Source organism: Larkinella harenae, from assembly GCF_054780515.1.
In genome coordinates this window covers 1,032,230-1,055,779 of record NZ_BAAGWE010000002.1, presented here as the reverse complement: position 1 = coordinate 1,055,779, position 23,550 = coordinate 1,032,230, and the positions used below count along the sequence as shown (strand labels likewise).

The following is a 23,550-nucleotide window of genomic DNA, read 5'->3' as shown; positions in this document are numbered from 1 at the left end:
TTAACCAGGATGAAAAATAATCTTAGTTAGTCCTTTAATCTGCGTCATACAGGCTCTGACCGTTCCCATAACAGTAAACACACATGAAAACAGCAATTACCCTCGCACTTTTAGGAATCAGTGTCGTGGCCGTCGCGCAGGAGCGCTCGTCGGTCAGCCGGAGCATTAGCGATAATGGCAAGACCGTACGTATAAAGATCGACGTCGAACAACCCGGCCGGGAAGTTCATTACGACGAAGAATTTGATGCCACGGGAATGAGCAAGGAAGAGAAGGATTATCTGGTGAGCCACATCCAGGATTCGCTGGGTGTACACGTAGCGGTGAGTCCGCCCCGCCCCCCGAAAGCCCCCGCATTTTCCCGAAACACCAAACCGCCCCGCTACGAATCGGGCGAGGTGGCCGTCGCCGTGAACAACCGCACAACCGGCAATCATGTGAAAAATGACGATGGCCAGTTGCCGAAAAATGTGATTGTGGCCCCGGACGGGACGCCTTACACCAAAACCATCATTGAAGATCGGGAGAATAACCGTTTGAAGCTCAAATATGAATACAAACTCGACGGCGAGGAGCACGTTTTTGAGCGAACGCTCAACGTCGAGGGAAAATCCGAAACCGAGCGGCAGCGGCTGATTGCTGACACCGAGCGAAGTCTGGGTTTATCGAACGCCCGTAAATAAAGAAGAACACCGAATCAGGTTGATATGAAGAACCCTGCGGAAAAGTTGTTGTGCTTTCCGCGGGGTTTTCTTTTTTGAGAGAAGACCATAATGCAACATCGCTTTCCGAAGCGTGTCTATTCAGAAAGTTGCCTTCGTACGATTCTTAAAACGGGTAACCCCCTTCCTGAACCATGCTCAAAAATTACCTTACTGTGGCGTTGCGCGGCCTTCGTCGCGACCCCGTTTACTCCACCATTCACCTGGCCGGTTTGTCGGTTGCGCTGGCTTTTGGTTTGCTGACCTACGCCTTTGTCAACCACGAACGCTCGTTCGATCGTTTTCATACCGACGCCGACCGGATTTACCGGTTTGAAACCACAGATCTATTTGATTTTGAAGGCAAACCGGGCCAACGTCCGCTGAACCTGCCCTTTTTTGCGGCAGAAACGCACCGCAGCTTTGTTTTTCCAGTGATTTTTGGACTGGAAATAAAACAGCATGTGCCCGAATTTCAGGAAATTATCCGAATGACCCGGCAGCGCGAGAGTGTGGTCAAATACGGTATCACGTCGGTGTATGAAAAGACCGTTCTCCACGCCGACGCCAATTATTTTACCTTCTTCTCGCTTCCGCTAACCCTGGGCCGCCCGGAGCAGGTACTGGCCGGATTGCACAATGCGGTGATTTCGGAACGGTTGCGGCAAAAGCTGTTTGCAGATGCCAACCCCATTGGGAAAACCATTCATTACGACGGGCGGCTCTATACGGTTTCGGGCGTGATGCAGAATCCACCGTCGAACACCACCCTGAGTGGGGAACTGGTGGTACGGCTGGAGAGCGATCCGTCGTACCGCGATCAGCTCGAACGGCGGTATAACACCAGCAATGTCTACACGCTCGGCAAGTTGAGCTCCACGGCTTCACTGCCGCAGGCCAACGCCAAACTGGCGGTAGTGGGTCCGCAGCTTTTCAGGGAAATGCTAACCACTGTACTAAAATACGCTTCGCCCGAGCAGAAAAGCCGCCTGAGCAACCAGCCATTTGTGCTCACGGTTCGGCCACTGGCCGATACGCATTTCTCGTTCAACGAGCGCTGGAACCGGACGGTTTCACCCACGAACGTCTATCTGCTGGTTTCCATCAGTTTGCTGATTCTGCTCGTTGCGGGCCTGAATTACATCATTATTTCACTGTCGAAACTGGCGAGTCGGCTGCAGGAAGTGGGTGTTCGGAAGGTGGTTGGGGCGGCTCCGCAGCAACTGGCCGTGCAACTTTGGCTCGAAACCGTGCTGGTGGTGGGGCTGGCTGCGGTGATCAGCCTGCTGCTGGCGCTTGTTCTACGGCCCACGTTCAACGCCTTGACCGACCGTACCCTGACGGTTTTGGACGTGCTACAAACCGGCAATTTGCTGGGCTTACTCGCCATGATCGGGGCGATGAGCCTGCTGGCCGGCATTTACCCGGCTCTGCTAGTTGCACGGTTTCGGCCCACGTTATTTCTGGGGCAAAACCGTACCTACAAAATCAATCCGCTGGTCATTCAGGGCATGATGGGCGTACAGTTTGTGCTCTCCCTGCTGCTCGTTATCTCGGGAATCACGATGCACCGGCAGTTGACGTTTATGCAGGAAAAAGACCTGGGATTGACGAAAGATCCGGTGCTCAAAATCAAAAACATGGAGCCCGTTGTCTCGGAAACCGGGACCCCGCTTTATGAGCGGTTGTTGCGTTATCAGGTGGACAATCCGGATGTGCTGCTGGTTGCCAGCAGTGCCGGCGGCTACGGCGAAGACGGTTTTAACCGGAACGGAACCACCATCAAAGGACAAAAATACTGGGCGCTGGAGCAGGCCGTTGATTATAACTTCTTTGACCTCATGGGCATTAAGCTCCGGCAGGGACGACATTTTCTGCCAAAATTTAGCTCGGATACGGCTAAAAACGTCAAAGCAGTGGTGGTTAACGAGACATTGGCAAAGCTGCTGGGCGACGAAATGGCCTTTAACAAACCGATGGAGACGCTGAATGGACGAACGATTATTGGCGTGGTGAATGATCACAACATCGAACCGCTCACCCAAGCCATTCTGCCCGCTTACTACAAACTCGGACTTTGGTATCAGGGCGTATTTTACCTGAAACTGAGTCCCGGCAACCTGTCGGATAAAGTAGCCCGCATTGCCCGTGACTGGCCTCAACTCTCCGACGGGCAGCCGTTTGAATATTCGTTTCTTGATCAGGATCTGGCGGCCCGGTACCGTAATTACCAGCGCTGGACCACGCTGACCCAGCTAGCCACCGGCATCGCTCTGCTGATTGCTGCGTTGGGGTTGTTCGGGCTTGCGGGGATTCAGGCCATCAACCGGATCAGAGAAGTGGGCATCCGGAAAGTCATGGGCGCAACGGTCGGGCAGGTGTGGCTGTTGCTGAACCGCCGGACGCTTACGCTGGTTGCGGTGGCGTTTGGCCTGGCCATTCCGTTATCGACCTGGCTGATGAATCGCTGGCTGGCTAATTTCGCCTACCGCATCGAGTTGAACTGGACCATCTTTGCCCTGGCGGGAGCACTCGGCTTTCTGGTGGCGCTGGCCGCTGTCAGTTACCATTCCATCCGAACGGCCCTGATGAACCCGGTGAAGAGTTTGCGGGCGGAGTAAGCAAAAAGGCCATAAAAAATCAGGCCTGATTCTTTATGGCCTTTTTGCTTATTTCATTCCTGCCTCGGCCAGCAGCACCAGCAGAACATTTTGTAAGCCCAAAACTCCTTTGTCGTTCAGCCACCATTCGTTGCGCGCGTGAACGTTACCGCCTGTACCTCCGCTACCGATGGTGATGGCCGGAATGCCCAGCGAAATAGGCGTGTTGGCGTTGGTCGAGGAAACGTCCAGCCGCGGTTTGGCACCCAAAAAGGTAGAAACTGCCATAGCCCGCTGTACGAGCGGAACCGTCGGTTCGATTTTGCCGGAGGGCCGATCCCCGATTTTCCTGACATCGACCGTTAAATCCGGGCCGCTGCGCTTCAATCGGTTTTCTTCCTGTAAAGCCCGCTGAATGGCGGTTTTTAGCAATTGATCGATGCCGTTGAGCCGCTCGGGGCTTTCGGAGCGCATGTCAATTTCCATCCATGATTCAAACGGAATGGCGTTTACCGACGTGCCGCCCCCAACCACGCTGACGCTGTAGGTAGTTTTGATGCCCTGGCGGGTAAATTTGTCGGCTTCGTCGGTGAAGTAATGAATCGCTTTGCCCAGCGCACTGTGCGGATTGACAATCCCGAATGCGCCGTAGGAATGCCCGCCTGGCCCTTTGAACGTAATCCGGTAGCGGTACGAACCCAGCCCCCGGTGTACGATTTCGCTGATGCCGTCGCCATCGACGGCGATGTAGGAATTGATTTTGGAACCGTTCGTTTTGAACAGGTGTTTGACGCCCCGGAGGTCGCCCAACCCTTCTTCACCCACCGTACCCACAAACCAGACGTCGGCATCGGTTTCGATGTTTGCTTTCTCCAGGCCTTTCAAAACCGTCAGGAGCGCCACCAGGCCGCGGGTGTCGTCGCCCACGCCGGGCGCGTACAGCGTGTCGCCTTTTTGCTTTACCTTCACATCGGTGCCTTCCGGAAAAACCGTGTCCAAATGGGCTTCGACCACGACGGCTTTCTTGCCGGAGCGGCCTTTTCGTTTACCGATCACGTTTCCAATTTCGTCGATCCAGACCGAATCCGCTCCGGCTTCTTTCAGCATAGCGGCATATTTCCGGGCTTTGGCTTCTTCCTTAAAAGGCGGAGCCGGTATTTCGGTAAGGGTAATCAAATCCTGTTTGGTTTGCGGTTCCAGTTCCGTGAAGGTTTGAAAAACCGTCTTGACCGCCGGACGATTCGCCAGCGCCTTGATTTCGTCCATGTAGCGTTTATCGATGGATGCGGTTTCCTGAGCGTACAGGAAAGAGGTTGAAAAACACCCCAGTAGTAAGCCTAAAATCGCTGATTTGAACAGGTGAGTCATGAAAGTTTGATGAAGAAAAGCCAAGCTGATGAAGCGTTAAAAATAGCGATTTCACCGGAAAAGATACCAACAGGTGGACCTGTATACGTTTCTGCTGCGTTTGTCCGCCAGCAGGAGACTTTCCGTCCGCTGGCGGACATTGTGGGTTTTGTTCATGTGATTAATGATTTGAAAGAGAATGAATTACGTTTTTTGGTGCGCCATTTGCCCTATGCATTTATCGGTCTTTAGCCCCAGGTTCTATGCTTCACAATTATTTTAAAATTGCGTTCCGAAACCTCCTGAAAAACAAGCTTTTCTCCGGGGTCAACATGGCGGGGCTGGCGCTCGGTATTGCCGCGTTTCTGCTGATTCTGGAATACATTAGTTTCGAAAAAAGCGTCAACGGTTTTCACCACAACCTGCCAACGCTTTACCGGATGGTGTGGCAAAATAAAACCGGCGATGCCTGGGCAGATATGCCCCCGGCGGTGGCGACGCTGATGAAACGGGAGTTTCCGGAAGTGACCGATTTCTGCCGCATTGTCGACAATTCCATCTCCGGCATCGTCAGTGTTACTGATCCGAATAACCCACAGAATCCCAAGGCTTTTCGGGAAACCAATATCGCGTTGGCCGACGCCAGTTTTTTTAAACTCTTTACATTCCCGTTGCTTCAGGGCAATGCCGCTACGGCTCTGATCCGCCCGAATACCGTCGCTCTATCAGAATCCTATGCCCGAAAATATTTCGGAGGTACTCAAGCTATTGGTAAGGTATTGACGCTGAACAATCAGTTTGGCCAGACACCGTATACCATTACGGCGGTGTATGTCGATATGCCCCAAAATTCGGATTTACAGTTTGGGATGGTGTTTTCGTTGCAGACCCTGGCGAATCCGGCCAATCTCAACGGCAATGACTGGGCGCGGCTGGATAGTTTTGACGGGGCTTATCTGACCACCTTTCTGCAACTTCCGGAAGGCACTGATTTGCGGGCGTTGGAAGAAAAGTTTGACCAGTTGAAAAAAATAACCCGGCCCGAAGACGAAAACCGGATGCGGCTGCAACCGGCTGCGCAAATCCATTTGGCTGCTTCGCTGAGTGACCCGTACCCAACTACCGGTAATCTGGGTCTGATTTACCTGTTGGGTGGTATTGCCGGGCTGATTCTGGTGATTGCCTGGTTCAACTACATCAACTTATCGACGGCGGGTGCTTTGAAACGGGCCAAAGAGGTTGGGGTTCGCAAAGTCGTCGGGGCCGGAAAAGGGCAATTGATTGGGCAGTTTCTGGGTGAATCCCTGCTGCTGAATGGGCTCGGTTTGGGCGGGGCGCTGCTGCTGGTGAACGGCTTTCAGACGGTTTTTAATGAGTTGGTTAAAAAAGAGCTTTCGCTGCGTATACTACTGACGGATCGCTTCTGGCTGGTGGGGCTGGTCTTGCTGCTTTTCGGCGCTTTGGCATCAGGTGGTTATACCGCTTTTGCGTTGTCGTCGTTCCAGCCACTTCAGATGCTGAAAGGGGCCTTCGGAAAAAGTGCCAAAGGTGGGTCGTTGCGTAAAGCTTTGGTTGTCTTTCAGTTTGGGATTTCTACGGTTCTTCTGATTGGTACGTTTGTATTGTACCGCCAGTTGCAATTTATGCAAAATCAGGCGCTTGGTCTGGAGTTGGAACGGCGCGTGGTGATTCAAGGGCCGGAGTTAGGAAAAGATGCATCGTTTTCGTCGCGAATGGCGGCATTTGAACACGAACTGGAGCAGCGTTCGTACATCAAAAGCTACTGTACTACGGGAACCGTGCCGGGCAAGTATTACAACTTCTCAACCGACGGTATTACCCGGTCAAACCCGCAGCCGGGCGACGACAAAAAGCTGTATTCGATGGGGTTTATTGATCACCGTTTTCTGGCCACCTACGGGATCAGGCTGGCTGTTGGACGGAATTTTACCGCCCCTGAAGCGGAAGTGGGCTGGGATAAAAATAATAAACTGCTGGTGAATGAGACGGCAGCCCGGCAATTGGGCTTTGCCTCGGCAACCGACGCGGTGGGGAAATCGATCAACTGGGGAAAACCGTTTGAGATTGTCGGGGTTGTAAAGGATTATCATCACCAGTCGTTGCGGGAAACCATTGCCCCCATTATTTTTTTGCCCCAGAATCACGGAAGCTGGCTAACGATTCAACTCACAACGGATCAGATTCAGACCAACATGGCGGAACTGGAACGGCTTTATAAAGCGGCTTATCCGGGTAATCCGTTCGAATTCTTTTTTTTGGATGAAAACTACAACCGGCAGTACCAGACGGAACAGCAGTACGGCACCATTTTCATAGCGGCTTCACTGCTTGCCATTTTCATTGCCTGCCTGGGGCTGTTCGGTTTGGCCACGTTCATGACGGAGCAACGCAACAAGGAAATCGGTATTCGGAAAGTGTTGGGCGCTTCGGTAGGCAGTATTGTCGCGTTGCTTTCAACGGATTTTCTGAAACTGGTTGTCATCGGTTTTCTGATCGCTTCACCACTGGCCTGGTACGCGAGCCAGTTCTGGTTACAACATTTTGCTTACAAAACGGACCTGAGCTGGTGGCTATTTGCCGGAGCGGATCTGCTGGCTACCCTGATAGCGCTGATTACCATTGCCTTCCAGAGCGTCAAAGCGGCCCTGGCCAATCCGGTAACCTCGCTACGCTCAGAATGATAAGTCAAGAGGGAAGCGTTGAGACCTCGTCGGCCAACTGCCGGATACTTCACTCTTAACTTTTTTTAACGTCCTGGATTTGACGGTTGTATGTACCTTGGACCGCAAATCAAGAGGGACATCCATGCTTCAAAATTACCTGAAAATTGCCTGGCGCAGCCTGCGGAAAAACAGAGGATTCAGTTTCATCAATATTCTCGGCCTGGCCGTTGGCATGAGCGTGGCTACGCTGATCGGTCTTTGGGTCTGGGATGAGCTAACCTTCGACCGGTTTTACGAAAATGAAGCCAATCTGTACCAGATCATGCAGCACCGGACGGCCAACGGCGAAACCACGACCCAATCCAATGCCGCCTTGCCGCTGCGGGATGTGTTACGAGCCGAGGTGCCGGAAATCAAACGGGTGGTGGAAAGCCTGCCGGCGAGGATGCAGAATGGAACGGCCCTCCAGGTGGGCGAACGAAAAGTAATGCGGAAAGCGCAGCACGTTGGCGAGGAGTTTCTGGCGATGTTTCAGTTGCCGATGCGGTCGGGCGACTGGAAGTCGGCCCTGCACGACCCGAATTCGGTGGTGCTAACCGAGGAAACGGCTCTGGCGCTTTTTGACGAAGTCGATCCGGTTGGCAAGATCGTGCGACTCGACAACCAGTTTGACCTGAAAGTGAGCGGGGTTTTGAAAAAAATGCCCCGCAACACGGCCTGGGATTTCGATTTTCTGGTTCCCTTCCGGCATCTCGAACAGAATTTTCCCTGGGTGCAGAGCAGCCGCACCGACTGGAATAACAATTTGATTGAGTACCGGGTTGAACTGTACCCGAACGCTAATCCGGCCGCGGTGGATGCCAAACTAAAGGGAATTATCAAGCGCCACAATCCGGAATCGATCTTTGAGGCTTTTCTGCATCCGGTGGCGAAGTGGCATTTGTACAGCGAGTTTCAAAACGGCAAAAACACGGGCGGCTTTATCCGGTACGTTCGGCTTTTCGGGATTGTGGGGCTGGCGGTATTGCTGATTGCCTGCATCAATTTCATGAATCTGGCCACAGCCCGTTCCGAAAAACGGGCCAGAGAGGTCGGGGTCCGAAAATCAGTAGGATCGTTGCGGTCGCAGCTCATCGCCCAGTTTTTGAGCGAATCGCTGCTGATTGCGGGCCTGGCGCTGGTTCTGTCGCTGCTGCTGGTGCTGATTCTGTTGCCGGGTTTCAATCAGCTTACCCAGAAACAACTTACTTTTCCGTGGCAGGAGCCCGTTTTCTGGCTGTTGACCTTAGGCTTTACGGGTTTTACAGGTGTGTTGGCGGGGAGCTATCCGGCGTTTTATCTGTCCGCTTTTCAGGCCGTGCGTGTGCTAAAGGGCCGGGTCCACGTTGGACGAAGCGCCAACTGGCCGCGAAAAGTGCTGGTGGTGGCGCAGTTTACCATCTGTATTGCCTTTATTGTTAGCGCGATTCTGGTGTATCAACAGATTCGGTATGCCAAAAACCGCCCAATGGGCTATAACCCGGATCGCTTGCTGACGGTTCAGCTGACCGGTGATTTAGAGCGTAATTACGAGGCTGTGCGCAACGAACTGCTGCGGTCAGGAGCGATTGAAAGTGTAACCAAAGCATCAAGTCCGGCCACAACCATCACCAGCGACACGCGGGTAGACTGGTCGGGCCGGGCACCTGACGAAATCATGCGGCTTAACCTGATTTCGGCTTCGCCGGACTACCTGAAAACGATGGGCATCCGGCTCAAAAGTGGACGTGATTTTAGTCCAACTGGTGCCGATTCGTTGTCGGTGATTCTGAATGAAGCTGCCGTGCGGGCCATGCGACTCAACGAACCGCTGAACCAGGAAATGAGCCTGGTCTGGGACCCCGGCCGGAAATTGCGGGTGGTGGGGGTCGTCGAAAATTCGATCATTGATTCGCCGTATTCGCCCGTTCATCCGCTGATGTTGCTGACGGGGCTTCCGTTTGAAAGCTACCTTATTTTCCGGTTGGCCCCGCACGTCAACACCGCCGAAGCCCTGACGCGCATTGAACCGATTTTTCAGAAGGCTAATCCGGCCTATCCGTTCGACTATCAATTTGTCAATGATGAGTACAACCGCAAGTTCAGGCAGGAGGAACTGATTGGAGAACTCGCGGGCATCTTTGCGGTATTGGCGGTTTTTATTGCCTGCCTGGGGCTGTTTGGCCTGTCAGCCTCTCTGGCCGAACAGCGGACCAAAGAAGTGGGAATCCGAAAGGTGCTCGGTGCCAGTGTGACCAATTTGTGGGCCTTGCTTTCCCGCGAGTTTGTGGGGCTGGTGGTGGTTGCCTGTGTGCTCGCATCACCTCTGGCGGCCTATTTTCTGAACGGTTGGCTTCAGCAGTTCGACTACCGGATCAGCCTGAATGCCTGGGTATTTGTACTGGCCGGTGGGTTGGCTATCCTGGTTGCGTTGCTGACGGTTTCGTTTCAAAGCATTAAAGCCGCGCTAACAAATCCGGTGACTTCGCTACGTTCGGAGTGAAAAACATTGGGCGTAGGCTAGAGGGGTGGAGGAATGGGTCGTTACCAGTTGCAGCCTCTCATCACTCTTCCTACGCCCATAAGCATTCAATCTTGCCCTAAAAAAACGTCAACAAAGCGGGCTAATCGTTATCTTTAGGCCTTCCGGATCTGATAATTGATAGCATATGGTGGCACGCTGGTTGATAGGAATAATCCTGGGGTTGCTGGTGGGCCAAACCGCAACCGGCCAGTCGAAGGGGAAGACCGGTAACGGGCTGAAAGGAGATTACTACGAAGGCACAAATTACGAACGCAAAGTCTTTACCCGAATCGACCCACAAATCAATTTTGATTGGGAGCGGGGAGGGACGCCAGGCCCCGGAATCGGTCATTCGTTTTACTCGATTCGGTGGACTGGAAAATTGTATGCGCCAACGACCGGGATTTATAAGTTTAACGCCACCGTAGACGACGGTATCCGGTTGTGGGTGGATGGCAAAAAAGTAATTGATGTATGGACGCTGAACGATTCTCAGACGTTTAAAGGCGAAATCAGCTTAAAAGGGGGGCAATACTACGAGTTTCGGGTTGATTACTTCAACGATGTGCGGGGGGGCAGCATCCGACTCTTTTGGACACCGCCCCGCGAAACCAGCCCCGCGTTTATCGATGGCACGTTTTTATTCAGACCCGATTTTCGGTTGCCCAAAACCGTTGCGGTCAAAAAGTTTGAAGAGCCAGTGCCCGCCAAACCCCGACCCCGGGTGGTGGTGATCGGGCAGGCCCCAAAACCTTCAAAGCCGCCGAAAGATACCGTGGCAGCCAGCGCCCCCGTGAAATTGCCGGAGCGGTTTGAAGGCTTGAAAACCGGAGATAAAGTGGTGATGAATCAGGTCTTTTTTGTTCAGAGCGAATACCGATTGCTGCCGGAATCATTCGCGGAACTGGATCGGTTGCTGCGAACTATGAAGGAGAATCCGGCGCTGACCATCGAAATCAGCGGGCATACCGACAACGTGGGTGATCCGCGGCTGAACCGGGCGCTGTCCGAAAACCGGGCTAATGTCATTGCAACCTACCTGATTCGGAACGGTATTGAAAGCCGCCGGATTACGACCAAAGGCTATGGGGGCACACGCCCCGTAGCGGAGAATACAACCGAGAGTGGCCGGTCGAAAAACCGCCGGGTCGAGTTTGTGGTGAACTAAAAATCCGGCGGAAAACCGTTGTCCGCAAATGGCCGGGAAACCGTCCGTTTGCGGACATTCTATTTTATCAACATTTGGTTAGTTTGCTGGTATACAATTGGTTGGTTTTTCTGGTATACCATTTGGTTGCATACCGGGAGTCGCTTTTATCTTTCTAAACCTATGCTCAGAAATTACATCAAGATAGCTTGGCGGAGTTTGCTGAAAAACAAACTCTTTTCGTTTATCAACATTTTTGGTCTGGCATTAGGGATGTCGTGCAGTCTGCTTATTGGTTTGTGGGTGAGCGATGAACTGACCTATGACCGGTTTTTTCCGTACCTGGATGATATCTATTTCGTCCGGACGAGCAGCACGTATGAAGGCAAAACCTATACCGGTACCCTGACGCCCGGCCCGTTGGCTGGTGTTCTGAAGCGCGATGTGCCAGAGGTAATGTACGCAACCAAAGTGCAGTTTCCGGAAGAAAAGCTGGTCAAGGTGGGCGATAAATCAACGAAAGAAAGCGGTTTCTACGCTACCAAAGACTTCTTTCTGGTATTTGATTATCCGGTTCTGGTAGGTAGCCCTATCATGGCGCTTTCGCGACTTGACCAGATTGTTATTACCCGGAAGGTAGCGGAGAAGTTTTTTGGACGGGTTGATGTGCTCGGCCAGCGGCTTCATTTCGATAACACGACGTATTACACCGTTGGAGCCGTACTGGAAGACATTCCCGGCAATGCATCGATTCGGTTCGACTGGCTCATCAATTACGATGTGCAGGAGCAGGATTGGAAGAAGAACTGGGGCAACAATTCATTTATGACGTACGTACGGCTAAATCCGAAGGCCATAGCTGCCAAGGCCGAAGCCAACATGAAAACTATTTACCGCCGGAATACCGACTGGAAGGAGGTTCCTACGCCCGTCCTTCAACCACTGAAGGACATGTACCTATACGCAGAATACGAGGATGGCAAAGCGGTTGGCGGTCGCATCGAATACGTGCGGATTTTTGCGCTGGTGGCCGTGTTTATTCTGCTGATTGCCTGCGTCAATTTCATGAATCTGGCCACGGCCCGATCGGCGTTGCGGGCTAAGGAAGTGGGCGTTCGGAAAGTCGTTGGAGCACTCCGGTCGTCATTAGTCGGGCAGTTTATGAGTGAGTCGGTGTTGACGAGCCTGCTGGCGGTTTTTCTGGCACTGGGGTTTGTGGCATTGATTCTGCCGACGTTCAATGTTGTTTTTGCCAAACAGCTCGTTCTAAATCTGGCCAATCCCGGGCTGTGGGTTGGTATTCTCCTGCTGGTCTTGATGACCGGGTTCGTGTCGGGCAGTTATCCGGCGTTGTTTCTGTCTTCCTTACAACCGATCCGGATTCTGAAAGGATCGCTAAAATTTGGGGCCGGAGCCGCCTGGTTCCGTCGGGCATTGGTGATTTTCCAGTTTACGCTGTCCATTTTTCTGATCATTGGTATGCTGGCCGTGGCGTATCAAATGGACTATATCCGCACCAAAAACCTCGGTATTGACCGCGAAAATGTGTTGTTCGTACCGCTGGAAAACGAAACCTACAACCGTATGGAGGCTTTCCGGCAGGAGCTTATTCGTACACCCTCCATTGCGTCGGCTTCGGTGACGATGAGCCTTCCCATGAACATCCAGGCAACATCGGGCGACCTGACCTGGGCTGGCAAAAAACCGAATGTTCATTACGAAGGAGTCTCGACTATGTCGGTAGGGTACGACTTTCTTAAAACCATGAACATCAAATTGGTGGAAGGCCGGGATTTTTCGAGCAATCGAAAAGCTGATTCGGCTTCGTATATCATCAATGAAGCCGCGGCCAGAATGATGGGAATGAAAAACCCGCTGGGCCAGCAGGTTGGCTTCTGGATGGGCAAAGGGCCAATTATCGGCATCATGAAAGACTTTCATCTGCAATCGCTGCACAGCCCCATTACGCCCCTGGTACTGACGTTGATTCCGGTGAATACCAGCTACCTGCTCATCCGTACAGAAAAAGGGAAAACCGACGAAGCGATTACGGAACTGCAACGGATTACGAGGGAATTCAACCCCGATTATCCCTTTGAATACCGTTTTCTGGATGAAGCCTATGAGCGGATGTACCGCAGCGAACAGCAGGTCAATACGCTGATCAACTATTTTGGCGCGCTGGCTATTCTGATTTCGTGTCTGGGGTTGTTTGCGCTGGCGGCATTCACGGCCGAACAGCGGATGAAGGAGATTGGGGTCCGGAAAGTGCTGGGTGCTTCGGTGTCCAGTCTGGTGACCCTGGTTTCTAAAGATTTCCTGAAGCTGGTGCTGGTGGCCCTGGTGCTGGCGTCGCCCCTGGCGTGGTGGGCCATTTCAAAGTGGCTGGAGACGTTCCAATACCGCATTGAATTGTCGTGGAGCCTGTTTGCAACGGCGGGTGTATTGGCCGTCCTGATCGCTTTCATAACCGTTAGTTATCAGTCCGTTAAGGCTGCACTGGCCAATCCGGTGAAGAGTTTGAGAAGTGAATAAATACGATGAACCGCCGGGCAGCCCCGTGAAATTGTGCAGGTTGAAGAATCAACCGGGAATAAAAGATTCGCCTTTGATTGAGTTAGCGATCATCCTTGCCGGTAGGCGAGCCGGTGATTCCTTGGTCGGTGCCATTCACATTCAGGACTATACCATAAACAACAATGCTAAAAAGCTATCTCCTCACAGCCTTCCGCGCCTTCCGGCGCAACTGGAATTATTCCATCATCAACGTCATCGGCCTGACCCTCAGTTTGTCGTGCTGCCTGCTGCTCTTTGTCGTCATTCGGTACGAGCTGAGTTTTGACCGGCACCACGCGAATGCGGATCAGACGTATCGGTTGGTCCGGCACTTCACCAAACCAGAAGATGGCTACAATGTAGGAGTGCCGTTACCGGTTCTGGCCGCAATGCGCAACGATTTTCCTGAACTGAAACAGCAGGTGACGTTAATCAATGACATGCGTAATCCGGTCATAGCAACGGAAGACGTACAGGTAAAAGGCAATGTGCGCCGGTTTCAGGAAGAGCAAGGGGTCGCAGCCTTTGCCGAACCTGAATACTTCCGGTTGTTTGATTACGAATGGGTGAGCGGAAACCCGGCAACGGCACTGAACCGGCCCGGCACGGTGGTCATTTCGGACGAGATCGCGCATAAGTATTTTGGTGATACGGAGCCGGTGGGAAGAACCATTCGGGTGGATAACAAAATGGATTTTATGGTGACCGGCGTAGTGCAGAATCCGCCCGTAACGACCAGTGTGCCGTTTAAAATGCTGTTTTCGCTGGCTTCTCTGAAACAATTCGGGGCTAATACGAACTGGGACGATTGGGGGTCGTCGTACAGCGGTGCGCAACTCTATCTGACGTTGCCAAAAACCGTTACGGCGGCAGCCATGGAAAAGAAACTGATATCTTTTCTCCGGAAATACGTGGGCGAAGAAGGATCTCGCGATCAGGCGTACGTCCTGCAACCGCTGACGGAAATTCACTACCAAACCGAGATGACTAACTATGCCGAACGAACCATCAGCAAACAGATGATTTGGGCGATGGCGTTGATCGGACTGTTTTTGCTGATCACAGCTTGCGTAAACTTCGTGAACCTGGCTACGGCGCAGGCCATCCGGCGGTCGAAAGAAGTGGGCGTCCGGAAGGTGCTGGGTAGTTCGCGGATGCAGCTGGTGCGGCAGTTTCTGGGCGAAACCGGTTTTCTAACGGGCCTGGCGGTAATGCTGGCGTTGCTGATCGCCAATTTCTCGTTGTCGTCGCTGGCTGAACTCCTGAACGTAAAAATCCCGACGAACCTGTTTGCCGATCCGCTGGTGCTGGTGTTTTTACTGGCGCTGGCCGGTTTTACGACGATTTTGGCGGGTTTCTATCCGGCCCTTGTTTTGTCCGGCTATCAGCCGGTGCTGGCCCTGAAAGGAAAAATGAAAGGCATGGGGGGCGGTCAGCTGGCGCTTCGCCGGAGCCTGATCATTCTTCAGTTTACCATTTCGCAGACGTTGATTATCGGTACGGTTATCGTGTACAATCAGATGGATTATTTCCGGAATGCCGATCTGGGCTTTCGCAAAGAATCCGTGGTGATGGTGCCCATTCCGGAGAAAAATCCGGGGCAGTTGGAATCGCTGCGGGCCAAATTAACCGGTTTGCCCGGAGTCGAGTCGATGAGTTTCGGACTTTCGTCGCCTTCGTCGCGCGGCAACTGGTGGACCGGCTTCCGGTACGAAAACCGGGAGAAAGAGGAAGAGTACGCGATTGTGATGCGCCCCGCCGATACGTCGTACATCCATACGTACGGGTTGAAACTGCTGGCCGGGCGGGGCTACCTGCCCGCCGATACCATGCGGGAAGCGGTTGTGAACGAGCGGTTTGTAGCCAAGCTTGGTTTTCGACAGCCGAATGAAATTCTGAATAAAACGATTCTGGTGAACGGACGCCGGTTGCCGATTGTGGGCGTTGTTAAAAATTTTAACACATTTTCGCTGCATGAAGCAACCGAACCCTGTGTGCTGACTACCCACCGGAACATGTACGGAAATCTGGGCATTCGGGTAACCGGCAGTTCGGCGCAGGTTAGCAAAACGCTCGCGGAAGTGGGTACGGCCTGGTCGCAAACCTTTCCGGAGTTTCTGTTCAAATACGAATACCTGGATAAAACACTGGCGAATTTCTATGCCACCGAGGAGCGGCAATATGCCCTGTTTCGGCTGCTGTCGGGCATTGCCATCTTCATCGGTTGTCTGGGCTTATACGGGGTGGTGGCTTTCATGGCCGAATCGCGCACAAAAGAGGTGGGGATCCGAAAAGCGCTGGGGGCTTCCGCGACGCACATCTTTGGCTTGTTCTCCCTACAATTTCTGAAACTGGTGCTGGTGGCCCTGGTGCTGGCGGCCCCTATAGCCTGGTATTTCACGGACAAATGGTTGGCGGATTTTGCGTACAAAATTGATATTCAGTGGTGGATGTTTGGCGTTGCGGGTCTGCTGGCGGGTACCATTGCGCTGGTGACGGTGAGCTTCCAGAGCATCCGGGCGGCCTTGATGAATCCGGTGACTTCACTGCGCTCAGAATAAAGTAGTTAAGCGTTAAGAGTGTCTAGTCCTCTTAACGCTTCATTCTTAACGTTTCGCTCGTCTATGCTTCGCAACTACCTTAAAACTACCTGGCGCAGCCTGCTCCGGAACCGGAATTATGCGCTTATCAACCTCACCGGTCTGACGCTGGGACTGGGCGTAGCGATTGTGTTGTTTTGGATTGTTCGGTTTGAGTATAGCTTTGATCGGTATCACGCAAAAGCCGATCGGTTGTACCGGATCATTTCGAAGAATCGCTACAACGAGCAGAGCACGTATGTTCCGCAGGGCGTCATTAAAGCGCTGAAGGAGCAGATTCCTGGGGTAGAAGACGCGGCCAATGTTTACGGTACCGAGTCCAGCGGCTTACGGGTCGGGCAAACCATTTTTAATGTAAAGAATGTCTTCTTTTTGCCCGAACAGTTTCTGGAGATGATGGATGTGGAATGGGTTGCCGGATCGGCTACGTCATCGCTCAGCCAGCCTGGTCAGGTGGTGTTGGACGAGCCTACGGCCCGGCGGTTTTTCAATACTGGCAACGCGATGGGGAAAACCATTCGGCTGAATAGCCAGATTGATCTGGTGGTGTCAGGCATCATCCGGAAAATGCCCACCAATACCGAATTCCAGTTTCAGGTGGTGTCTTCCCGCGAAACGCTGAAACGCATCCGGCAGGAGTTCAAAAATGAAGAATACTGGGGCGGGGGCGACTCGATGCACCACGGCTACCTGGTTTTGAAACCGGGGGCTTCGCCAGCGGCCGTTGAAGCCGCCCTAACGAAACGGGCGCAGGACCGCGAAAAGGAAACGGCAATCAGTAGCTATAGCCTGCTGCCCATAACGGAGGTTCATCGCAATACGGAAAGTGACCCCGATCCGTTCAATTATGTTGTTCCACAGTGGATGCTGAACACGCTGGCAGCTGTCGGCCTGTTTCTAATTGTCATTGCCTGTATCAACTTCGTCAATCTGGCTACGGTTCAGGCGGTTCGGCGCAGCCGTGAAATTGCCGTTCGGAAAGTGCTGGGCAGTAGTCGGAGGCAACTAATGGCGCAGTTTTTCGGCGAGACGGCCTTTCTGGTGGTGGTTGCCATCGGGCTGGGCAGTGTGCTGGCTACCCAGCTCATTCGCTACGCCGACCAAATGCTGAATACGCAGGTTACGCAATCGAACGTCTGGGACAGCAGCACGGTCGTGTTTCTGCTGCTGCTGGGCGTAGCTGTTACGGTTTTGGCGGGCTTTTATCCGGCGCTGGTGCTCTCCGGATTTCAGCCGGTGAAGGTGTTGCGAGGGCGGTTTTTGGTGGCTCGGCCCAACGGTATTTCGTTGCGTTCCTCACTGGTAGTGGCTCAATTCGTGCTGGCCCAGGTGCTGGTCATCTGCATGTTGATCGGTACTAAACAGATTCGTTATTTCTACGAAACCGACCTGGGATTTGATAAAAAAGCCGTTGTGACGGTGGACATACCGGATCGGGGCAACGCAGTATTGCGGGAACGATTGCGGCAGCAATTACTTCAACATCCGGAAATAAAAAACGTAGCTTTTGCACTCACCACGCCCTCAAGCAACCATAACTGGTGGTGGCGGACCGTCCATCACCGTAATTTGCCCAATGGCATGCATGAGTTTCGAATGCAATACGTTGATACGAATTACTTCCATTTTTTCAAGATTCCACTGGTTGCCGGACGGTCGTGGACGCGGGCGGATACAAATGCCGTTGCGGTTATCAACGAAAAAGCCGCCCGCGATCTAGGGTATAAAAATCCGGAAAAAGCTGTGGGCGAACGGGTCAATCTGGGCGATAATCAGTTGGTTACGGTGATGGGCGTAGTGAAGGATTATCATTCGCAGAGCCTGCGTTCGTCCATTGTGCCGCATATCTTCCTGTATGCCGACTGGAACTTTCAGCAGGCCAGCATTCGGATTGATCCACGCCAGCAACCGATGGCCTTGCAGCATATCGAACAGGATTGGAAAGCCGTTTTTCCCAATCACTATTTCGAGTCTCAGTTTTTGGAGCAGGATATCAAAGCGTTTTACGACGACGAACGCAAGATTACCAATTTTATGACGCTTTTTGCCACCGTCGGTATTCTGATCGGCTGCCTGGGGTTATTCGGTCTGGTATCGTTTGTGGTGACCCAACGCACGAAAGAAATTGGTGTCCGAAAAGTACTGGGTGCCACGGTTACCAGCATTGTCTCGCTGTTGTCAAAAGATTTTCTAAAACTCGTTCTGGTTGCTTTTGCGATTGCGGTTCCGATTGGCTGGTACGGCATGAGTCGGTTTTTAGAAGAATACACCTATAAAATCGACATTGAGTGGTGGACGTTTGCACTGGCGGGTGGTCTGGCTGGTCTGGTTGCGCTCATCACGGTTTCGGTCCAGTCCATCAAAGCCGCCCTGACGAATCCCGTTACCTCCCTACGGTCGGAATGAATTAGGTAAAAATGATGAGCTAAGAATAAAAAAACAGTTTCCTTCAGTCAAGCGGTCTCGTCACAAACTATCAACTCATCATCCCTGACTCTTAACTCCTGTAAAATTATGCTCCAGAATTACCTCAAAATTGCCTGGCGGAACCTGTGGAAAAACAAGGTTTTTTCGGCCATTAACATTGTCGGACTGGCGGTGGGTATGGCGGCCTGTATTCTGATTCTGTTGTTTGTATCGTTCGAAAACAGTTTCGATGGCATGCACCAAAAGAACATCTACCGGCTGGATGAAGTGCAGAAATTTCCCGGAATGGTGGCCCCTCAAAACGTCGCTTTGTCCATGTTTCCGATGGGACCAATGCTGCAAAAAGAATACCCGGAGGTGCGCAATTTTACCCGAATCCATCTGTCCCAGAAAACTCCGCTGACGCAGGGGGAGAAAAAGATCGTGATGCCCCAGATGCTGTGGGCCGATTCTACGTTCCTCCAACTGTTTGATTTTAAACTGCTGAAGGGTGACCGGGAAACGGTTTTAAAAAGTCCGGGCAGCATCGTGCTGACGGAAGAAAAGGCAACTGCATTTTTTGGAAAGGAAAACCCGATCGGGAAAACACTTATCCAGTACAGTTCGGATACAACGACCTTCAACGTAACCGGCGTTATTGAAAATACGCCGAAAAACTCGCATTTGCAGTTTGACGGGCTGGTGTCGTTCAATACGTTTGTCAAAGCCGATGCCATGAACAACTGGGGCGGCAACTGGCTAGTCACGTACCTGGAGCTGGCAGACAATACAAACATCGCTGCTTTGGAAAAGAAATTCCCGGCGTTTCTGAAAAAGTACATCAAGGGCGAGGGGGCAACCTTTTACGAACTATTTCTCCAGCCCCTGAGTGAGGTACACGACAACTCGACGGCGATCACGCATGACTACATAAATTTTCAAAAATTCGATCAGACGTATACGTACATTTTTCTGGTCATTGCCCTGATCGTTCTGCTGATTGCCTGCATCAATTTCATGAACCTGTCCACGGCTAAATCCACCGGGCGGGCCAAGGAAGTGGGGATTCGGAAATCCGTCGGGGCCGAACGGGTTCAGTTGTCCATGCAGTTTGTTGGAGAGTCGATGCTGCTGTCGCTGATTGCCTTATGTTTAGCGGTTTTGCTGGTAACAGTGTGTTTGCCTTTCGTGAATAACCTAAGCCAGCGTGAGCTGGATCTGGCGCTGCTCAGCAACCCGGTGCGGCTGCTCTGGCTGATTGGCTTTGCGGCTCTGATCGGGGTCGTATCGGGCCTTTATCCAGCCTTTTTTCTCTCCGCTTTTCAGCCGGTCAAGGTGTTGAAAGGCGCGCTGGAAACCGGTCGCAACAAAGGCTCATTTCGAAACATGCTGGTGGTGGGCCAGTTTACCGGAGCGGTTTTTCTGATCATTGCCACGGCGTTTGTCGTTCGCCAATTGCGGTACATGCAGCAGCAGGACCCGGGGTTTTCCCGCGAGCAGGTGGTGGTTATTCCGCTGAATTCCCTGACCAATCCGAAGTACGCTGCCATCAAGCAGGAGTTGCTGACGAGTCCCCTGGTGACGGGCGTCACGGGGTCGCAGCAGCGGCTGGGAAACAACCTGCACCAGACCGGCGTTCGGTTTCACGGTGATGGACCGGTGCGCGAAATGGCGACTTCGCAGGTGATTGTCGATCCGGATTACCTGACGCTTTACCAGATTCCGATTATTGCGGGCCGGAATTTCCTGAAAGACAGCGAAACCGACAACGGCAAAGCGTACATCATCAACGAAACCCTGGCGCGGGAGCTGCTGAAAGAACAACCGAAAGCCACGATGCAATCGCTGATAGGCCGCAATTTTGGTTTCGGCGGTCTGGATTCGCTGGGTCGGATTGTTGGGATTGCGAAAGATTTCAACTTTAACTCGCTCCACCATAAAATTGAAACCCTCTGCATTTTTAACCAGAAAGATTGGGGGTACAGTGAAATATCGGTTCGGATTAACGGGAAAAATGCGTCGGCGGCTATTGCCCATATTCAGGCGGTTTGGACGAAGATTGCACCCGGCCAGACGTTTGAATACACGTTCCTGGACGATCACTTTGCGGAACTCTACCGGGCCGATGGGCAGGTGAGCGAAATAGTAGGCATTCTGGCGTCGCTGGCGATTTTTATCTCCTGTCTGGGCTTATTTGGTCTGGCTTCGTTCTCAGCCGAACGGCGGGTCAAGGAGATCGGAATTCGCAAAGTGCTGGGTGCCTCCGTGACCGGCATTGTGGCCCTGCTTTCCAAAGATTTTCTGAAACTGGTGCTGATTGCCATTCTGATTGCGTCGCCCATCGCCTGGTACGCCATTCACCGGTGGTTGCAGGATTTCGCCTACCGGATCGAGATTGCGTGGTGGGTGTTTGCGCTGGCTGGCGGTCTGGCTATCCTGATTGCCCTGTTAACGGTTTCGTACCAGTCGATCCGGGCGGCTTTGACGAATCCGGTAACCTCGCTTCGTTCCGAATGATGAGTTAAGAGTGATACACGATGAATGAATCGGCTAACGCACGCTTCATTCATCGTGCATTTTAATCTGACAACTATGCTCACGAACTACCTCAAAATCGCCTGGCGCAATCTCTTGCGCAACACAACGTTTTCGCTGATTAACGTGCTCGGCCTGGCATTAGGCATGGCCTGTAGTCTGATTATTTTGCTGTGGGTGCAGGATGAACGGGCCATCGACCGGTTTCACGGCAATGGCGATCGGCTTTTTCAGGTGATGGAAAACCAGAGCTGGGCGGGGCAGGATGTGAGTACGACCCCGGCGACCCCCGGTATTCTGGCCGAAAACCTGAAGAAGGATTTTCCGGAAGTAGAGCTCGCTACCGTGATGACCTGGGAGCACAGTTATCTGCTGACGGTGGGCAACACCTTTGGCAAGGAAAACGGACGGTTTGTCAGTGCGGATTTTCTGCGTGTTTTTTCCTTCCCGCTCCGGCAGGGGGATCTACGAACGGCGTTGGCGCGCCCGAATGCCATCGTGCTTTCGGAAAAGATGGCCCGCAAGTATTTCCCGAACCAGAATGCCCTTGGTAAAATCGTTCGACTGAACAACAGCGACGATCTGATGGTAACGGGCGTTGTGGCCGATTTGCCGGAAAATAGCTCCCTGAAGTTTGATTACCTGGCTTCGTGGGAGTTATTCACGAAATACAATGCCTGGGTGGAGCAGTGGAGCAACAACGGCCCGCGAACGTTCGTGCTGCTAAATGCGAACGCTGATCCGGAGAAGTTTTCGGCAAAAATCCAGAATTATATCACCCAGAAAACCAACAGACAGACGAGCAACATCGCGTTGTTTCTGCAAAAACGCAGTGATTCGTATCTGTATTCCAATTTCAAGAATGGTAAGCCCAACGGCGGACGGATCGAGTACGTGCGGATGTTTGTCATCGTGGCGGTTTTCATTCTGATCATTGCCTGCATCAACTTCATGAATCTGTCCACGGCCCGGTCGGTCAAGCGGGCGAAGGAAGTGGGGGTTCGGAAAGTGGTGGGGGCGGGGCGGCAATCGCTCATGGCGCAGTTTATGGGCGAATCGCTCCTCATTTCGTTGCTGGCATCCTGCGTGGCGGTTTTACTTGTGATGGGGCTGCTGCCCATTTTCAATGAACTGACCGGGAAAAAGCTGGTGTTCCAGGTTACGGACCTTTCATTGTGGTTGCTGCTGCTGGGGTTGACTTTGCTAACGGGTTTCCTTTCGGGCAGTTATCCGGCCTTGTTTCTGTCGTCGCTCAAACCCGTGGTGGTGTTGAAAGGCGTTCTGAAATTCAAGCCGAGTGCTACGGTTTTTCGGAAAGGGCTGGTGATTTTTCAGTTTTCGCTGTCCATTCTGCTCATCGTGGGCATGATCGTGATTTACCGCCAGATTCGGTATATCCAGACCAAAAACCTGGGATTCGACCGGGAAAACCTGGTGTATATGCCGCTGGAAGGTGATCTGAGAAAGAATTACGAAACCTTCCGCAGCGAACTGCTCACACAAACCGGCATTAAGGATGTCTCGGTTTCGTGGTCCGATCCGCTGGAAGTGGGAAACTCCAGCATTGGGGTTAGCTGGCCCGGCAAAGACACCACGCAACGGATTCTGTTTAACCATTCCGCAGTGCACTACGGGTATCTGAAAGCCATGGGCATCCGGCTGAAAGAAGGCCGGGACTTTTCCCCGGCTTATACGCTCGACACAACGAATTACCTCATCAATGAAGCCGCAGCCCGCAAGATCGGGTACAAAAATCCGGTGGGAAAGGAACTGACATTCTGGGGGCGGAAGGGTATTATCGTGGGCGTGGTGAAAGATTACCACATCAACTCCTTGCAAGTGGCCATCGAGCCGCTGATTTTACACATGCAGCGGGGCGGGTTTGACGGTTTTGTGATGGTCCGGACCGAAGCCGGTCGAACGCAGGAAGCGCTGACGAGCCTCGAAAAAACGTTCCGGACGTTTAATCCACGGTATCCGTTTGAGTACAAGTTTACCGATCAGGAGTTTGGCAATACGTATAAGAGTGAGAACATCATCAGCAAACTGGCCAACTACTTTGCCTTTCTGGCAATTTTCATTTCCTGCCTGGGCCTGTTTGGCCTGGCGGCTTTTACAGCCGAACAGCGTACCAAGGAAATTGGCATCCGGAAAGTGTTGGGAGCCAGTGTAACCAACATCGTGCTGATGCTCTCGAAAGACTTCTTGCTGCTGGTGTTGCTGTCGTCGCTGGTGGCGCTGCCCGTGGCCTGGTGGACGATGAGCAGCTGGCTGGAAAAATACGCCAACCGCATCGACATCGAGTGGTGGATGTATGCCGTTGCCGTCGTCGCGGCCCTTTTCATCGCCTTTTTTACCATCAGTTTCCAGAGCATCAAAGCCGCCCTGATGAACCCGGTGAAGAGCCTGAAAACGGAATAGGTGTTTGGCCT

General features: G+C 52.6%; 12 protein-coding genes. 11 read left to right on the top strand and 1 reads right to left on the bottom strand.

Annotation, left to right across the window (positions count from 1 at the left end; translation table 11 throughout):
* Window positions 1-83 precede the first annotated feature (83 nt).
* The gene (locus tag ACYVH9_RS15555) at window positions 84-683 is read left to right on the top strand and encodes a hypothetical protein (RefSeq protein ID WP_460637283.1); all 600 of its coding nucleotides are present in this window, start codon (window positions 84-86) and stop codon (window positions 681-683) included.
* Between the two features lie 173 nt (window positions 684-856).
* Window positions 857-3,322: an ABC transporter permease gene (locus tag ACYVH9_RS15550; RefSeq protein WP_460637282.1), complete on the top strand. Its 2,466-nt coding sequence runs from the start codon at window positions 857-859 to the stop codon at window positions 3,320-3,322.
* Window positions 3,323-3,370: 48 nt separating this feature from the next.
* Here ACYVH9_RS15550 and ACYVH9_RS15545 read toward each other — a convergent pair whose 3' ends face one another.
* The gene (locus ACYVH9_RS15545) at window positions 3,371-4,669 is read right to left on the bottom strand and encodes a M20/M25/M40 family metallo-hydrolase (protein WP_460637281.1); all 1,299 of its coding nucleotides are present in this window, start codon (window positions 4,667-4,669) and stop codon (window positions 3,371-3,373) included.
* 9 nt (window positions 4,670-4,678) lie between these two features.
* Between ACYVH9_RS15545 and ACYVH9_RS15540 the strand changes: the two genes are divergently transcribed.
* The 9 genes from ACYVH9_RS15540 to ACYVH9_RS15500 all read left to right on the top strand — a co-directional run bounded on the left by ACYVH9_RS15540 (window position 4,679) and on the right by ACYVH9_RS15500 (window position 23,539).
* Window positions 4,679-4,900, top strand: coding sequence for a hypothetical protein (locus ACYVH9_RS15540; protein ID WP_460637280.1), 222 nt, complete (start codon window positions 4,679-4,681; stop codon window positions 4,898-4,900).
* A gap of 11 nt (window positions 4,901-4,911) precedes the next feature.
* On the top strand, window positions 4,912-7,350 hold the full coding sequence (locus ACYVH9_RS15535) for an ABC transporter permease (protein ID WP_460637279.1): 2,439 nt from the start codon (window positions 4,912-4,914) through the stop codon (window positions 7,348-7,350).
* 124 nt (window positions 7,351-7,474) lie between these two features.
* Entirely contained in the window at window positions 7,475-9,853 is a 2,379-nt protein-coding gene (locus tag ACYVH9_RS15530) for an ABC transporter permease (RefSeq protein ID WP_460637278.1), read from the top strand.
* Between the two features lie 166 nt (window positions 9,854-10,019).
* Complete coding sequence (locus tag ACYVH9_RS15525) at window positions 10,020-11,042, top strand: OmpA family protein (protein WP_460637277.1); 1,023 nt, start codon at window positions 10,020-10,022, stop codon at window positions 11,040-11,042.
* Window positions 11,043-11,204: 162 nt separating this feature from the next.
* Entirely contained in the window at window positions 11,205-13,556 is a 2,352-nt protein-coding gene (locus ACYVH9_RS15520) for an ABC transporter permease (protein WP_460637276.1), read from the top strand.
* A 164-nt stretch (window positions 13,557-13,720) separates the two neighbouring features.
* Window positions 13,721-16,138, top strand: a complete 2,418-nt coding sequence (locus ACYVH9_RS15515) for an ABC transporter permease (protein WP_460637275.1) — start codon at window positions 13,721-13,723, stop codon at window positions 16,136-16,138.
* A gap of 63 nt (window positions 16,139-16,201) precedes the next feature.
* Window positions 16,202-18,583 (top strand): ABC transporter permease, encoded by a 2,382-nt coding sequence (locus ACYVH9_RS15510; RefSeq protein ID WP_460637274.1) that lies wholly within the window; start codon window positions 16,202-16,204, stop codon window positions 18,581-18,583.
* A 108-nt stretch (window positions 18,584-18,691) separates the two neighbouring features.
* The gene (locus tag ACYVH9_RS15505) at window positions 18,692-21,100 is read left to right on the top strand and encodes an ABC transporter permease (RefSeq protein WP_460637273.1); all 2,409 of its coding nucleotides are present in this window, start codon (window positions 18,692-18,694) and stop codon (window positions 21,098-21,100) included.
* A gap of 75 nt (window positions 21,101-21,175) precedes the next feature.
* On the top strand, window positions 21,176-23,539 hold the full coding sequence (locus tag ACYVH9_RS15500) for an ABC transporter permease (RefSeq protein WP_460637272.1): 2,364 nt from the start codon (window positions 21,176-21,178) through the stop codon (window positions 23,537-23,539).
* Window positions 23,540-23,550: the final 11 nt, after the last annotated feature.

Excerpts from the sequence above, each read along its gene's own strand:
- ACYVH9_RS15515 (WP_460637275.1), top strand. The coding sequence starts at position 13,721 with ATGCTAAAAAGCTATCTCCTCACAGCCTTCCGCGCCTTCCGGCGCAAC.
- ACYVH9_RS15510 (WP_460637274.1), top strand. The coding sequence starts at position 16,202 with ATGCTTCGCAACTACCTTAAAACTACCTGGCGCAGCCTGCTCCGGAAC.
- ACYVH9_RS15525 (WP_460637277.1), top strand. The coding sequence starts at position 10,020 with ATGGTGGCACGCTGGTTGATAGGAATAATCCTGGGGTTGCTGGTGGGC.
- ACYVH9_RS15550 (WP_460637282.1), top strand. The coding sequence starts at position 857 with ATGCTCAAAAATTACCTTACTGTGGCGTTGCGCGGCCTTCGTCGCGAC.
- ACYVH9_RS15505 (WP_460637273.1), top strand. The coding sequence starts at position 18,692 with ATGCTCCAGAATTACCTCAAAATTGCCTGGCGGAACCTGTGGAAAAAC.
- ACYVH9_RS15545 (WP_460637281.1), bottom strand. The coding sequence starts at position 4,669 with ATGACTCACCTGTTCAAATCAGCGATTTTAGGCTTACTACTGGGGTGT.
- ACYVH9_RS15535 (WP_460637279.1), top strand. The coding sequence starts at position 4,912 with ATGCTTCACAATTATTTTAAAATTGCGTTCCGAAACCTCCTGAAAAAC.
- ACYVH9_RS15555 (WP_460637283.1), top strand. The coding sequence starts at position 84 with ATGAAAACAGCAATTACCCTCGCACTTTTAGGAATCAGTGTCGTGGCC.
- ACYVH9_RS15530 (WP_460637278.1), top strand. The coding sequence starts at position 7,475 with ATGCTTCAAAATTACCTGAAAATTGCCTGGCGCAGCCTGCGGAAAAAC.
- ACYVH9_RS15500 (WP_460637272.1), top strand. The coding sequence starts at position 21,176 with ATGCTCACGAACTACCTCAAAATCGCCTGGCGCAATCTCTTGCGCAAC.
- ACYVH9_RS15520 (WP_460637276.1), top strand. The coding sequence starts at position 11,205 with ATGCTCAGAAATTACATCAAGATAGCTTGGCGGAGTTTGCTGAAAAAC.
- ACYVH9_RS15540 (WP_460637280.1), top strand. The coding sequence starts at position 4,679 with ATGAAGAAAAGCCAAGCTGATGAAGCGTTAAAAATAGCGATTTCACCG.